At 67.4% G+C, this 14,567-nt stretch carries 11 protein-coding genes; 7 read left to right on the forward strand and 4 right to left on the reverse strand.

What is annotated here, in order from left to right; translation table 11 throughout:
* Positions 1–58: 58 nt before the first annotated feature.
* Complete coding sequence (locus G7072_RS13880) at positions 59–844, reverse strand: hypothetical protein (RefSeq protein WP_166087332.1); 786 nt, start codon at positions 842–844, stop codon at positions 59–61.
* Positions 845–893: 49 nt separating this feature from the next.
* The gene (locus G7072_RS13885; protein ID WP_166087334.1) at positions 894–1,199 is read right to left on the reverse strand and encodes a nucleoside triphosphate pyrophosphohydrolase; all 306 of its coding nucleotides are present in this window, start codon (positions 1,197–1,199) and stop codon (positions 894–896) included.
* A gap of 33 nt (positions 1,200–1,232) precedes the next feature.
* Between G7072_RS13885 and G7072_RS13890 the strand changes: the two genes are divergently transcribed.
* Both G7072_RS13890 and G7072_RS13895 read left to right on the forward strand, forming a co-directional pair.
* A complete protein-coding gene (locus tag G7072_RS13890) occupies positions 1,233–2,225 on the forward strand; it encodes an HNH endonuclease domain-containing protein (RefSeq protein ID WP_206063121.1) in 993 nt (330 codons plus the stop codon).
* An 846-nt stretch (positions 2,226–3,071) separates the two neighbouring features.
* Complete coding sequence (locus G7072_RS13895) at positions 3,072–4,922, forward strand: hypothetical protein (protein ID WP_166087336.1); 1,851 nt, start codon at positions 3,072–3,074, stop codon at positions 4,920–4,922.
* 525 nt (positions 4,923–5,447) lie between these two features.
* On the opposite strand, the gene G7072_RS13900 is transcribed toward G7072_RS13895, so the two are convergent.
* Positions 5,448–6,299, reverse strand: a complete 852-nt coding sequence (locus tag G7072_RS13900; RefSeq protein ID WP_166087338.1) for a hypothetical protein — start codon at positions 6,297–6,299, stop codon at positions 5,448–5,450.
* 588 nt (positions 6,300–6,887) lie between these two features.
* On the opposite strand from G7072_RS13900, the gene G7072_RS13905 reads away from it, so the two are divergent.
* Entirely contained in the window at positions 6,888–7,229 is a 342-nt protein-coding gene (locus G7072_RS13905; RefSeq protein ID WP_206063123.1) for an endonuclease, read from the forward strand.
* Positions 7,230–7,837: 608 nt separating this feature from the next.
* Here the strand turns inward: G7072_RS13905 and G7072_RS13910 are convergent.
* A complete protein-coding gene (locus tag G7072_RS13910; protein WP_206063125.1) occupies positions 7,838–8,806 on the reverse strand; it encodes a nuclease-related domain-containing protein in 969 nt (322 codons plus the stop codon).
* A gap of 308 nt (positions 8,807–9,114) precedes the next feature.
* Here G7072_RS13910 and G7072_RS13915 point away from each other — a divergent pair, with 308 nt between their 5' ends.
* From G7072_RS13915 to G7072_RS13935, 4 genes are all read left to right on the forward strand, one after another.
* Positions 9,115–9,369, forward strand: coding sequence for a helix-turn-helix transcriptional regulator (locus tag G7072_RS13915; protein WP_240917292.1), 255 nt, complete (start codon positions 9,115–9,117; stop codon positions 9,367–9,369).
* Positions 9,370–10,530: 1,161 nt separating this feature from the next.
* Positions 10,531–11,694, forward strand: a complete 1,164-nt coding sequence (locus G7072_RS13925; RefSeq protein WP_166087344.1) for a hypothetical protein — start codon at positions 10,531–10,533, stop codon at positions 11,692–11,694.
* Between the two features lie 258 nt (positions 11,695–11,952).
* Positions 11,953–13,182: an AAA family ATPase gene (locus G7072_RS13930; protein ID WP_166087346.1), complete on the forward strand. Its 1,230-nt coding sequence runs from the start codon at positions 11,953–11,955 to the stop codon at positions 13,180–13,182.
* Positions 13,179–14,504, forward strand: coding sequence for a VWA-like domain-containing protein (locus G7072_RS13935; protein WP_166087349.1), 1,326 nt, complete (start codon positions 13,179–13,181; stop codon positions 14,502–14,504). Before G7072_RS13930 ends, G7072_RS13935 begins: the two co-directional genes overlap by 4 nt.
* The last annotated feature ends 63 nt before the right edge of the window (positions 14,505–14,567 follow it).

Genomic DNA, 14,567 nt, shown 5'->3' on the forward strand with positions numbered 1-14,567 from the left:
GGCGAGCGCCCGTGCCCGGACGGACCATCGACGCGCAATCGGATCACCTCTCCGATCATTAGTCGTGAACTAGCTTGCGCAGCCACGCCGTCAGGAAGGTCGGCGCGCCGGTGTGTTCGAGCGCCGCGAATGCGTCCTTCCATAGGACCGTCTGGTAACTGGGCGTGCTGGCGGTCCCAGCCTTGACGACGTAGCGGAAGACGGCTTCAATCCCGAGGATTTCCTTGAACAGATACTGCTGGACGTCGGTCTGGCGTACGTATGGCAACCCTCGCCGTTTGAAGATGTCCTTCTCCGGAGTCGTGCTTGGGTACGAGCCTTCACCTGCGGTGCACTTCGCCTCGATTACGACTGCGTGGTCGTTGTCGGTGTGGATCACGATGTCCGGTTTGATGTTGAAAGCCCACTTGAACTGGCACGTGGCCAGGAAGTCATCGTTGTCGGCGACGTTGGCATCGAACTTCGCCAGCGACCACCGCGAAGGGCTCTGGACATGCGCCGTCGACGCGACAGGCGTCCCGACTCCGAAGTGTTCATTCCACTCCTGCACCGACGCGGACTCCAGGGAAGAGACATCGTGGGTGTTGAGCAGCGCCGAGATGAGCTTGCGCTTCTTGTCGTTGTCGTTTCCGATCTTGTCCCACGCGTCCCGCAGGTAGGCGTATTCGACGTAGGCGCTCCAGGTTTCATCGACTTTGTACGGACAGTCGATCAGTTCCAGAAACCGGGGTAGGTTGTCGCCGTTCAAGAGCAGGTGGTACAGGATCGCCGCGTACTGACGCTCCTCACGGTTAATCGCCCAGTACGTCTCGCCGACCCCTGATAGCTCGCGAAAGTCCCCCATCGATTGAACGTAGCGGCGTGTGTAGCTTGCCGCCAGTCCTCGACCGTTCTCAGCTGCCTTCGAGCCAGAACCGACCAGCGAATCCGCCCCGGGCGGCGTTCTTCGCGTCCGCGGCTTCACTGACCTGCTGCAAAGAGATTCCGAGGTTGGAAGCAAGGGACCGGAGCACCTCGTAGACGTCCGCCATCTCCTCCAGACGTTCCTCGGGAGCAGCGCGCCGGAGCTCTTCCGCCTCTTCCACAATCTTCTCCAACAGCGCATCTAGGTAGCGGGTCGCATCGAGAACTTGGACGACTGGTTCTTGACCTTCCGCGCGAATCAAATCGGGTATGCCGTCCCGAACGAGTTTGCCCATTGAACTGTCCACTCCTTGTTCGATACTGCCTCGGTGGACTACTACACCAGTCACCCGACACCAGCGACCGCGTGGCGGCTTGCGGTACTCATGGGGGCCAACAGTCGCACGTACAAGTTCGCCTTAGCGGATGCGCTGCTGGAGCACGCGACCGCTGGCCGTGAGGACGTAACGCTGCTTGAACTCGCAGATCCCTACGCGATGCGCCTCGTGGAGCACGCCCAGCACCTCCCCCAGGCACCGCTTGCAACTGAGTTGGGCGATCAGGACTTCCTGCAGGTCGCGGACGAAGAGAGCAAGGCGTCTCTGGCTGCAGGGCGTCCGACAGAACGCCTCGTGGCCGCCGCCGCCCGCTCGATGCCCGGCATGGTCATGCAGAAGTTCCACAATCTCAACGGAGGCGTCCAGGTACCTCACGGGTTCTACGAGATACGCGGTCGAGGCAAACAGCGGCTGGTCGTGCTGTCCCCGGATTTGCTCCGGATCGCTAGTGAGCCGGGCGCCCGCGCTCTCCGGGGAGAGCTCGATGCCCGGTGGAGCATCGTCGAGAACTCGTTCGCCAGTGGTATCGGCGCGAGCCTGATCAATGAGGGTGTGGTCGCCGACCTCGGCCGAGACGTCATCACCGACAAGCTGCGTCGACGCTCGTTAGCGGGGGTACGAGAGGCAGTCGGCGGATTCTTGTATGACCGCTGCATCATCTGCAACATGGCGTTGGATGGCGACGTAGCAATCGACCACGTCTTCCCGTTCTCGCTCATGAGCCGTCGCATGCCGCTGGGGTGGGAGGGCTTGGACCTCGACTCCATCTGGAACCTCGCGCCGGCGCACGCCGGATGCAACGGGGCGAAGAGCAACCGCCCCCCTAGCTCCGAGGAAGTACATCGGCTCGCCGATCGCAATGCGGCGATCATGCTCTCCCCCCATCCGCTCAAGCGGACGCTGGAGCGCACCCTGCGGGCGCGGGGGTACGCCGGGGGACCCAATGACTGGTACCGGTTCCTACAGCGCGTGCTGAGGGTCTAGGGCAACTGCATCTGATCGCGACTGGACCCAACGATCGGATCGCCTATCCGATCATCCGGCGAAGTGGATGCATGAGGAGGAACGTCCTCCTCATCAATGAGAGTGAGTCCTTTCGCCGCAAGATGGCCGACTCCGTAAGGCCAGACTCGCATGCGGCGCGGAGTAGGGCGACAATGGGACGGTGAACGAGTCATTTCCCTACGACGCCCGTTATCACAGCAGCGGCTCGATCGGCGCATCGGGAAGGTGCTCACAGCACGGAATCGATTCGTGCGCAGAACCTGCAGTGATCTCGTTCCAGGATCGGCACCGGCGCTGGCAATCGGGCTGTGAGCGTGCGCTTGAGGAGTTGGTGGCTCGTGGAGAAATCTCGCCGCCTCGTAGCTGAGTCCTTCCGCCGCGATCAACCTTGGGCAAGGCTTACACCGGCATGGATGCTGGCGGCGGCGGATGCGGCGCCCAGCATGGTTCAACTGGACGGGACTACGTCGACGAAAGCGAGACTGCTCGGTCTGGTCGTCGCGCGAGCAGCGAATCTTCTTTTGTGATCGACGTCGACGGAGTCGCGGTTGCTCGTCAACGAGCTCTTTCTTTCCACGCGCTGCACATGAAGCGCCGTGGGCGCGTCGCTCCACGCGTTCGCCGAGGCGCTCGGGACCTTCGTTATCGAGTGCTCCTTTGCGGGATGTTCTCCGACTTCGACCTCTGAGCGAACCACGACCCCAAGGGGGTTCCAGCACCACTGCTGGACTGCCATTCTCAATCGCATGCGATTCAGTCCGATGCGCAGCCTCGACGCTTGCACGCCTCCCGACACCCGTTCTGCACAGGCGGTAGGGGGAGGGCATGGGTAGTCACAAGCCGGCGACGAGGTGGCTGGACCTACACGAGCTCGTCCGCACCGGCTTGAAGGTGCACGACGCTGAGCAGTACGGCAGGTTCACCGCGGCGCGCCAGGCTGCGATGGGGTACAAGTCCGGGTCGTGGTATGACTTCGCGCCTCTCGGTGTGAGGGCTGAACCATTCGTCGTCGACTTCCTAGCCGACACCGGCGACGGGTTCGACGCCACCTATGCGATGGCTCGGTGCCTGACTTCGGCATGCCTTCCAGAAGCATCCAAAGACCGCGGCCGCCACGCAAACCTGCTCATGCTCGGCGGGGACGAGGTCTACCCGACGCCGAAGAACGAGAACTACGAGTACCGCCTCAAGCGGGTCTTCGAGACAGCCCAGCAGGATGTCACAGAGGACCTCGGCTACATTGCCGCCATACCCGGCAACCACGACTGGTATGACGGGGACCTCGGCGAATGGATGAAGATCTTCATGACAGCGTCGACCTCCGCCGAAGACCGGTATGCCAACACTCCCGTGGTACCCGTTCCCGTCCTAGACGCGGAACGCGTCCTGGGACGTCACCCCTTCCAGGACCGCTCGTACTTTGCCGCTCAGCTGCCGCACGGGTGGTGGCTCTGGGGCATCGACACGCAGTTGGACGCCACCATCGACGATGAGCAGCTCCAGTACTTCCACAGTGCTCGTCGCGCCGTGACTGGCGACCAACGCGTCATCCTGTGCACCCCGAAGCCCTCGTGGACCGAGCTACCCACCGCCGCCGAGAGCACGGCCGGTCGAGCCGCCGACGAGGACAGCCTTCGAGGGCGTCTGGCCACCTTTGTGCATAGGCTCTTCGCCGACCCGGCGGCCGGACCCGCGGTGGATCCGTCCAACACCCCGGGTCGGCTCGGGCAGGTGCGGCTGCTCCTCAGCGGAGACACTCACCATTACGCGCGGTACCGGAGCTCTGGCGACAAAGCGGAGGATGCGCCCGAGCATCTGGTGACCTGCGGAGGCGGTGGAGCGTACCTGTCCTCCACGCACCACCTCCAATGCTCGCTGTCGATGCCATGGGAACTGACGGAGCCGGGAACCCCGTACTGGCGCGAGTGCGAGTACCCATCTCAACACGAGTCCCGCAAACTCGCCCGGGGGTGGTGGCGGATCCCGATCGCGAACGGGGTACTCACACCGGCGTTGGTGCTGCTGATCTCCGGCGCGCTCCTGGCTGCGTTTCGAGGGTGGTGGCCGGTCTGGGCGAACGTGCTCACGGTAGTCGTAGTTGCGGGGCTGGCGGTGTCCTTGGCGCGAGCCTTCGCGCCAAGGCACCTTACGAGACGGCGTCGCACGCTGGCCGCGGTCGCCTTTGGTGCGGGCCACGCGCTCGGGTACGCGGCACTCGCGGCGGGCGCTTCGGCCATTCTGGAACGCGGAGAGACGGAGACCGGCGCGACCGCCCAGAAGGCGGCTAATGCGCTGTGGGAGTCTCGACCAGGTGGTGAGGTGGCCGAAGTGGTGGCGTGGCGTCCACCGGAAGGTTTCTCGGAACTGCTGGTGGCCGCTGCGGTCGCCCTGGTGGTGCTCCTGGTCGGTTCCTGGCTGGTGTTCGGAAGCTACTGGTGGGTGGCAGACAAGTTCGGGTGGCATGAGAACGAACTGTTCTCCGGCATGAGGCTGGACTCCTATAAGGCATTCGTCCGGCTCGTCATCAACCCTCCCGACGTCGGACAGACGGCGGGGAAGGTCACGGTCATGGTGTACGGAATCCGCGAGGTGCCTCGGACCCGTCGCAAGAAGAAGTTGGACTACCGCCATGACCCGCGCGTTGAGATCATCGACACGTTCGTCCTCGACCCTTGATCCGCTCACCCTGGTAGCGGAAGCGCGGAGCGGGCTGTCCGCTGCTCCAGGGATCGCGAGCATCTGACCGGGATGGCAGATGCTGGCTGAGCTCCGGGTTCGCGCTGATCATCGATGTCTGCGGCCCGGACTCGCCGGCGCCCCCGGGGATTCACAACAGAGGCGATTGGCAACGCAGCGGTTCTTTTCGACCGGGAGGCAACCCTTACTGGGTGAGCATCGCGGCTCGGGCGAACCGGGCTGCGGCCTGCGCGTGTTGCCAGATGTCGGTCTCGAGGTGCCGGCTGGTTGCGCCCTCCGAGCCAGGCGGCTCTGACGGACGCCAATGGACGCGTTCGACGAGGCTCCCGAGACCTTCGTCGTACTACCGACAGGTAGGAACCACGGCCACGGCCGGAGCCGCGTCAACTCCGCCCATCCTGACGCCGGTATGCATTTGCTGGCACTTTGCTGGCGCGCGTGCGGCGAGCAGACCCGAATCCCACACGCCGCCCCCAGTCGTGGGAGATGTTGCCGCAAGACGTCTTAGTCCCAGCCGGCAGCCTTTGCGAACGCACCCCCAAGAGCGATCACGGTGCTGAGCGCCCCCAGCCAGGCGAACGACGCACCGACCCGACCCCGGATCGTCGTGCCGCGCCACGCCAGCACAAACCTCGACACCGCCTCCGCCTCCGTCGCAGGCACGAGCGGCGGCCGCGGCTCAATCAGCAGATGCCCCAGCACTTCTGCGAGCACCTTCCGATGCGCGCCCCAGATCTCCGGAGGGACGCCCAGCAGCCACGGCGTCGGCAGAGAAGGGAAGTCACCCTCCAACTCGCCAACTAGATGCGCGTCGTAGTCCAGCACGGCACGCCACCGCGCACGAAGCGCCAACGTGTGAGTCCGCGGCCGGTACCTCAACAGGTTCGTCTCCGCCCGCGCATACCGCTCAGGCGCGTTATCCGCCCCCTTCATCATGTCCAGACCGGACGGCAACTGATACGCGCCCCACGTCGACGACACCGCCCGAGCATGCCCATGAAACCTCACCCACAGCTTCACCAGGACAGCAACGGCGAACGCCAACAGGACCGTGGCCACCCACCACCAGGTACCCGGCTCCGGATCGCCCCACGCAAGCCACGAGATCATCCGCCACGCGACTACGAACGCAAGCAGACCCAAGACGATTCGAGCCGCCTCCAGCCGCACAAACCAACGATTGCACTTCCGCAACCTGGCCAGCGCCCGACCGCCCTGGTCCGGGTACCGCTCGTCGACATCGGCAACCAGCGCAGCCTCGCTCTTCGCCCGGTGCTCACGAAGCTTCGAGACGACCTCCGACCAGAGACCCGCGGAGGAGCCCCCGACGGGTTCCCCGGCGTCATCGGTCGCCATGGCCCAAGCGTAGTGGCGAGGAAGCGTCAGGTCATCAGCACAGCTGCCGGCACCCACTGGCGGACTCCTGATGGAGCATTTTGTCGTGGATCGACACCGTCCCCCTAAGCGCATCGAGAGCTGATCGACCTCGCTACAACCTGCAACGCCTTTAAGCCGGCTACCTCGCGCGGACACGCGACTGGCAGCCACACTCCGGCTACCGCCCGAACATCCTCCATCCGGAGACCGAAGACCTCCTGAACGTCGGCTAGCAGCGTGCGGCGACCTCCAGCAGGAGAGCGTATCCACCGCGACGCCAGCGGTTGCTTCGATGTGCGACTATCCGCCGCCTGGCGGCGTGCAGCCGATTTTCAGCGGAGCCAACCCATCTGGAATCGGGAGGTGGAGTGCTTCTACTCTTCAACTGTGAGCACGTGGTGCCCCAAAGCTGGTTCGCAAAGGCGGAGCCGATGCGCGGGGACCTGCATCACCTGTTCGCGTGTGAGTCCCGGTGCAACAGCTTCCGCGGCAACACCCCGTTCACTGAGTTCACCGACTTCCCTCCCCCCCGGGCCCTCCCCCGCTTCCCCGGATCGTGCGCGGGCGATGGCTGCGGTGCGCAACGAGTGCGGGAAGCCCACCTCGGCGGGGTTCGAACCGGTCCATGGCAAGGGTGCGGCGGCACGGGCCAGTTTCTACTTCCGCATCCGCTACCCCGGCCACATCTCCGAGGAGGAGCTGTCCTCGACGGGCTGGGAGGTGCTGCTGGCCTGGCACGAGCAGGAGCCGGTCTCGCAGTGGGAGCTGCACCGCAACGCCGCCATCTTCGAACGTCAGGGCAACCGCAACCCCTTCATCGACCACCCCCTAGTGGGTGCCCGACGTACTGCTGCTGACCCGCTCGGCCCCTTGATCCTTCGCCCGTCGTGGGGCATGCGTTGGTGGTGATCGGATTGGTTATCGATTACGGCGTCTCGCGGGCGTCGAGACTTTGGCCCGTGGTCGTTTTATGCAGGCCGACGCCGGCGCCTGGCCGCGATGCTCGCACCGTGCGCGCCACGCTGGCGTTATCGTCGAGTGCCGCTCACGGCAAGCTGGCGACCACGGCGCGCCACGTACTGAGCCACGACGCAGGTCTGCCGCGCGTTCCCAGACACGGCGGCGCCTATCGCGTCCGACGGCGCGGATCGGCTGACTGCTCTCCACGCGGACGCGACGCCGGGCCACGAATCTAGCGACGCGGTGGCCGAGCATGCCTAGGCCACGGGCACCTCTGCGAAGGATTAGTCCGAGCCGCCACGCGTGACGACCTCGCGGAGCGGTTCGCGCGCATCGCCGCCGAGCACGGCTGGGAACCTGCATCTGCGTGTCCCCACATCTGAGTCAGGCCGCGTAGTTGACGTCGTAGCGCTCGAGGGTTGACCGGAGACCTACACCGAGCATCCGCGGTGGGCTCCGCGCTGGACCATCCGGCGTTCCGTCGGGCGTCGCGTTACCTAATCATGGGCGGTGGCCGATGCTCGTGGACGCCGGTTGCCCTCGTTCCGTTGGAGGGCTCAGCCTCGCCATGTGATGGACCGGCGCGCTGCCTCATAGATGGCGTCGAGGGTTGCGGTGTCGAGGATGTCGCCGTGGCCGAGGAGCCACTTGGGGAGGTTGTTGCGCCAGGTCACGGAGACGCCGTCGGGTTGGGTCTTGATGACGACGTCGGTGGCGTTGACGGTAACGATGAGCCCTTCCACGTGGACGGGGAACCCGCAGGCGACGGTGAGGAGTTTGGCGGCGCGCTCGGCTTCGTAGCGGGCGTTGCGGATGTAGGGAACCCTGGTGCCGTTGACCATGAAGGTGTTCCCCCCGACCCAGATGTTGGCCTTGGGGTGGTTCTTGGCGTTGACGGTGAACACGCCGCCGGGGCCGACGATGAGGTGGTCGATGTCGGAGCCCCGGTTGCCGATAGGGATCGCGTGGACGGCCCTCCATCGGGGGTCCTTCTTGGTGGTCTTGGCGAGTTGAGCGGCGACCTTCTCTTCGCCGTCCGCGCCGATCCGCCAGGCACGTTCGTTGGTGTGGACCCCGAGGACGCGGGCGAGGGTCGTCTTGACCGGGGCGGCTTCGCGCGCGGCTTGGGCCTGTTCGCGGGCTGAGGCTCCGGGACGGTTAGCAGCGAGGTCGACCCAGGGGCGTGCCGCGCCCCCCGCATCGGGTGCGGGGTTGACGTGGGCTCCGACAGGCAAGGGCCCCAACGCCGCCGCGGGCTCGGGCCCGGGCGAAGGCGTCACCAGAGTCGGGTCACATGTCGGCGCAGGAGCCTCAGCAGACTGCCCCCCGTCGGCCCGGGCTCTCCACGTGGTGACCGCTGTGATCAACGCCCGTTCACCCTGCGGGGACTCCGCGTGCCCTGTGTCCGTCAACAGGTCCCAGAACCCGACCTTGCTGCCGTCAGGACGCTCCACGTACAGCCGGTCCTTGCCGTAACGCCGCCACCTCGTGACCTGCAAATCCCCCGCATCCATGTTCTCAATCATCGGCTGCGACTGGCTTTCATGACAGAAAAACGGCCACAACGGACTGATGGGGGTCGGTGATGGGCCATTGTCCACGGACGCGAGCGGACGCCAGGGCTCGGCAGACGGGGCTGGGGTCTAACTGCTTCATCTGGAGTGGACGTGGTCGCGTCAGACCCGCCGCCGACCCTTCGAAATCGCTCGGCCCGGAGGCGGGATGACCACGAAACCCGAGCTGAGGCGCCGCGAAGCGCACCGATTCTGTGCCGACTACCGAAGGGAACATTTATGTTCTCGTGCCAGCAGTGGTCGTCGCGAAGTCTGTGGCGGTGCCCAATACAAAGGCTCAGACCCACCGCTCCCTGCCCGAAGCAGCGGCCCGATCTCTCGGGCACACGTTGCGCAGGCGGAGAGACGACGCCGGCCTCACGCAGGAGACTCTTGCCACCCGCGCCGGGGTGTCCGTCCAAATGGTTCGCCGCCTAGAGGCCGGCACCTCGAACCCGACCCTGGGCACCCTCTACGCCATCGCGACGGCCCTCGACGTGGCTTGGCCCGACCTGCTTGTCGAGGTCGAGCTCTGATGCCCGGCAGAGTCGATTACTACTTCGGAGAACTTCCCGGACACCCAGTTGGAAGCACTTACCGCGGGCGTAAGGAAGCAATGTGGGCAGGATTGCACGACAACTGGGTTCCGGGAATCTCAGGCAACGGCGACGTCGGAGCCAACTGCATTGCTTTAAATAAGGGCTACGTTGACGACGAAGATCACGGCGATTGGATTCTGTATACGGGGGCGGGGGCAAATGATTCCTCGACTGGGCGTCAAATAGCAGATCAGGACATTAATCATCGCCATAACGCTGCCCTTGTGTACAGCGAACAAAATGGGCTGCCAGTTCGCGTGCTACGGGGACCAAAGGGCGAGAGGCCATATGCCCCTAGCGTGGGTTACAGATACGACGGCCTATATAAGGTCATTGGGCACTGGGCCGAGCCGGGGCGGGATGGGTATCGCATCTGGCGTTTTCGCCTTTCCCGACTGTCTCCTGACGAGGCGATCGCTTGGACGCCAGGGGAACAACGTTCCGCAGGCACCGAGATGGCCCAGAGGTCATCGAGCACTGGTTCCGACGCAACGGGGCAGACGACTGGCGCGCCCACCGGAAATCAGGAGCCCGGCCGCGCGAGTGGCATCGTTCAACGCATCGTTCGATCAACCGCAGTAAGTCAGCATGTGAAGGAACTCCACGGTCACCGGTGCCAAATGTGCGGCCTGAAACTCGACCTCTTAGTCGGTCAGTACAGCGAGGGTGCCCACATTCGAGCACTCGGAGCACCGCACAATGGGCCGGACACTATTGAAAACGTGCTTTGCCTGTGCCCTAACGATCATGTACTACTTGACAAGGGAGCAATCTACATTAGCGACGATCTAACCATTTTCCGTCACGACGGCGCGCCTCTTGGGAATCTGACAACGCGACCGGACCATCGGATTTCAATTCAGAATATCGGTTACCATCGACTGCATCATGGCTTCTGAATTTCGTCTTCATTGTCGTTCGTCTGACTGAACTGCTACCTCCCAGCAGGCCTCGGACGGCTCTACACTCCGAGCGATTCGGGTTCTCAACACGCGGGACGACACGGACGACTCGCTGACGACGCGCCCAACGCCCTTGCGGCACGCCGGACCACCTTGATAGTCCTCTTCGCTCAGGTGTTCGAAGAGGAGGTGGCCGGTGGGAGCGTGGACCTCACCCCTCAGCGACCTCCAGCCCAGCCCCTACGGACCGCTCACGACCCAGGTCACGTGCCGCACCGGCACGCGCGGCCGTGGCACCAAGCACGACGTCACCCTCGCCAGCGACTGGTCGCTGACCACTCCCCACGACCTCGACGCCGAGCGCATCCTCGCGGCCTTCGGCGGCACCCTCTCGTGCATCCCGTTGAACGACGTCGTCGTGCCAGCCCTCCACGAGCTGGTCCAGCTTTCGGCCCGCCGCCGACTGGCCGGGGTGCGGCGTACCGACCGCAGCCGCTGGATCCTCACCCGCCGCACCTGCCCGCGCTGCCACGACCGCGCCTTCCGCACCCCCGCCGACGCCGCCCGGCACGAGCGCACCCTCGACCACTGGGTCGGCGCCACCCGCGCCGACCGGCGCTCCCTCGGCAAGCTGTACGACGCCGTCGGTCACGCCCACCACCAAGCCGACACCACCCGCCCCCGCCAGCACCCTCTCGTCCACGAGGTCGGCGGCGTGGCCGACCTGTGGGAGGCGGGCGTGCCGCTGGAGTTCGTCGAGCACGTCCACGCCCAGGTCTGGCCCGACGGGCCGGCGCTGTCGGTCGCGCTCTACCTCAGCGCGGCGTACCTCCTGCCCGACCTCGACTGGCTCGCCGCCGTCGCCCTCCAGCGCCCGGACCCGGACACCCTGACCTGGGCGGCGTGGACCGAGTGCGACCTCGACCGGCACCACCCCGAGTCCCGGCTGCAGTGGCTCGCGACCGGACTGTCGGTGCGCGACGTGCAGCGGCTGATGACCGCGGGCTACACCATCGACGACGCGCAGGACTACGCACGACGGACCGGACGCCCGCTGCGCTCCGCCGCCGCGTTCCTCGCCGCCTGGCACGCCGCCGACTGCCTCCCCGGCTCCGGCGACCTCGCCGCGCTCGAGGCGGCCGCCCCCGACGCCTGGACCGTGCCCAGCGGTGGCGCCATCGACCTGCTCGCCAACGACGTCAGCGGGCTGCGGCCGGTGCCCACCCGCACTCAGGTCGGGCTCGTGCTGGCGATCGCCGGGACGCGCGCGCGGGCGCTCAGCCTGCTGCGGCTCGGCGTCCGCACGCCCGCTGAGGCCGCGGTGTTCCTGGACGACTCGCTGCCGCTCGGGGGTGAGTGAGGTCGCGACGAGCTCGACCACTGGGGTCACCGGGTCTCGACATCGGTCGCTGCGCGACCTGCTCGACCACCGAAGTGCTCGACCAGCAGGGTCACCGGGTCTCGACATCGGTCGCTGCGCGACCTGCTCGACCACCGATTCAGCTCGACCACCGGGTCACCGGGTCTCGACGACGCTCGCTGGCGCTCGCTGCTCGACCAACGGAACTAGCTCGACCAACGGATCTCGACAGGCTCGATCACCGAATCAAGGAGACGCATGACCATTCGCACGCGCACCGACTACGAGCACGCCCTGACCGCCCTCGGCGTCTGCGTCAGCGCCCGCATCCCCGTCCTGCTCTGGGGCAACCCCGGCGAGGGCAAGACCGCCGTCGTGGAGTCCGCGCGCGAGGGCGGCTGGCACGTCGAGACCCTCATCGTCAGCCACTACGAACCCAGCGACTTCGCCGGCCTCCCCGTCCTCACCGGCGACGGCGGCGTCTCGCTCGCCCCGCCCCAGTGGGCCAAGCGCCTCGCCGCCCACGAGGGACCGGCCATCGCGTTCTTCGACGAGTTCAGCACCGCCTCCCCCGCGCTCCAGGCCGCCGCGCTGCACCCGCTCACCCACTACGAGGTCGGGTCGCTGCAGCTGCCCGAGACCGTCTCCTTCGTCGCCGCCGCCAACCCCGCCGACGTCGCGGCCGCCGGCTGGGAGCTCGCCTCCCCCACCGCCTCACGCTTCGTCCACCTCGACTGGGGCATGCCGCTCGAGGTGTACGCCGAGTCGATGGTCACCGGGGTGTGGCCGGCGATGCCGGTGTTCGATCGGGTCTCGACCGACGAGGTCTCGACGACGCTCGCTGGCGCTCGCTGCTCGACCACCGGGGGCGGCTCGACCACCGGGGAGGACGAGGTCTCGACAAGCTCGACCACCGAAGCTACGACCCGTGAGCGGGTGCTGGTCGCGGGGTTCCTACGCACCCGCGAGTCCCAGCTCAGCGTCATCCCCAAGGACGCCGCCGGCCGCGGCCGGGCGTTCCCCACCCCCCGCACCTGGGAGTACGCCGCACGCCTGCTCGGTCTGGCCCGCGCGCTCGGCACGCACGCCACCGTCCGACGCCTCCTGGCGGCCGGCTGCCTGGGGGACGCGGTCGCCCACGAGTACCTCGCCTGGGTCGCCGCCCAGGACCTCGTCGACCCCGAAGCGCTGCTGGCCGACCCCGCGGCGTACGACTTCGCCGGCATGCGCGCCGACCGCGTGCACGTCAGCCTCCAGGCCGTCCTCGGCGCCGTCGCCCGCGACAACGCACCCCAGCGGTGGACCAACGCCGTGCTGCTCTGCGCCCGCGCCGCCGAGGCGGTCGGCGTAGACCCGGCCGTGCCCGTCGTGCGCGCGCTGGTCCGTGACGGGCTGCGCCCGGCCGGCGCCGCCGTACCGCCCCAGATCGCCGTCTTCGCCCCTGCCCTCGCGCTCGCGGGCCTGCTCCCGGACCGCCCCGCAGCATGAGCGCCCACCTGCTCGACCGGCTGGCGGCGGCGAAGCTGTGGCTGATCACCGAGGATCTCGACAGGCTCGATCAGCGTGGACAGGGTCTCGACGACGCTCGCTCGCGCTCGCTGCTCGACCACCGTGGGTCACCGGGTCTCGACAAGCTCGACCACGGGGGGCCGCCGGGGCTGGCGTACCTCGCGCACGCGCTCTACGCGCTGGTCCCGGTGCTGACCGAGGACGTCGAGACGATGACCGTCGACGAGCGCTGGCGCGTCTACGTCCACCCCGGCTGGCTGGCCGCCAGCGACGTACCCACCGTCGCCGGCGACCTCGCCCACGTCACGTGGCACCTGCTGCTCGACCACGCCGACCGCGCCCGCGACCAGCACGTCGACGCCCGCACCGCCGAGCCGTGGCACCAGGCCGCGGACCTCACCGTGCGGCAGGTGCTCGACGGTGACGCGCTCGCCAACGAGCTGCCGTGGACGACCGGGATGGCGCCGAACCTGTCGGCCGAGGAGTACTTCGCGATCATCTCCCGACTCCCCGCCGCGCTCGACGACGAGCCCACCGACACCGGCCCCCCTCCGCCCGGGTGCGGCAGCGGCTGCGACGGCCTGCTCCGCAGCCACGAGCTGCCGCCGGACGCCGACGCCGCCGGGGTCGACGCCGAGGACGCCCGCCACATCCGCCGCCGGGTCGCCATCGACTTCACCGAGCACTGCACGCGCCGCGGCACCGAGCCGGGCGACGCCGGGCGCTGGGCCAAGGAGATCCTCGAGCCGACGATCGCCTGGGAGCCGCTCCTCGCCGGAGCTGTACGACGAGGGGCCGGCTGGGCCCACGGGCACGCCGAGTACACCTACACCCGCCCGTCGCGGAGGGCCGGCGCGGTCAGGGGCATCGTGCTGCCGTCGACCCGGAGGCCACTGCCCCGGGTGGCGATGGTCGTCGACACCTCCGGCTCGGTCGACGACCGGCTGCTCGGGCGCGCGCTCGGCGAGGTCGACGGGGCCCTGCGAGCCCTGGGGGTGGGCAGCCAGGCGGTCAGCGTCATCTCGTGCGACGTGGCCGCGACCCAGCCCACGCGGGTCCGCCGCGCGCGCGAGGTACGCCTGGCCGGAGGGGGTGGCACCGACATGCGCGTCGGCATCCGGGCCGCCGAGGCGTTGCGGCCACGACCGGACCTGGTGGTGGTGCTGACCGACGGTTACACGCCGTGGCCGGACGCTCCCCCGCCCGGCGCGGCCGTGGTGGTGGCACTGCTCGGTCGCGATCGGCGCGAGCTGCCGCCGACCCCTTCGTGGGCGACCCGGGTCGAGTGCCTGCTCGACTGAGTGCGGCGGTCACCGGGTCTCGACGACGGTCGCTGGCGCTCCCTGCTCCTCGGATCGAGCCCG

The sequence above is a fragment of the Nocardioides sp. HDW12B genome (assembly GCF_011299595.1).
Classification (GTDB): Bacteria; Actinomycetota; Actinomycetes; order Propionibacteriales; family Nocardioidaceae; genus Marmoricola_A.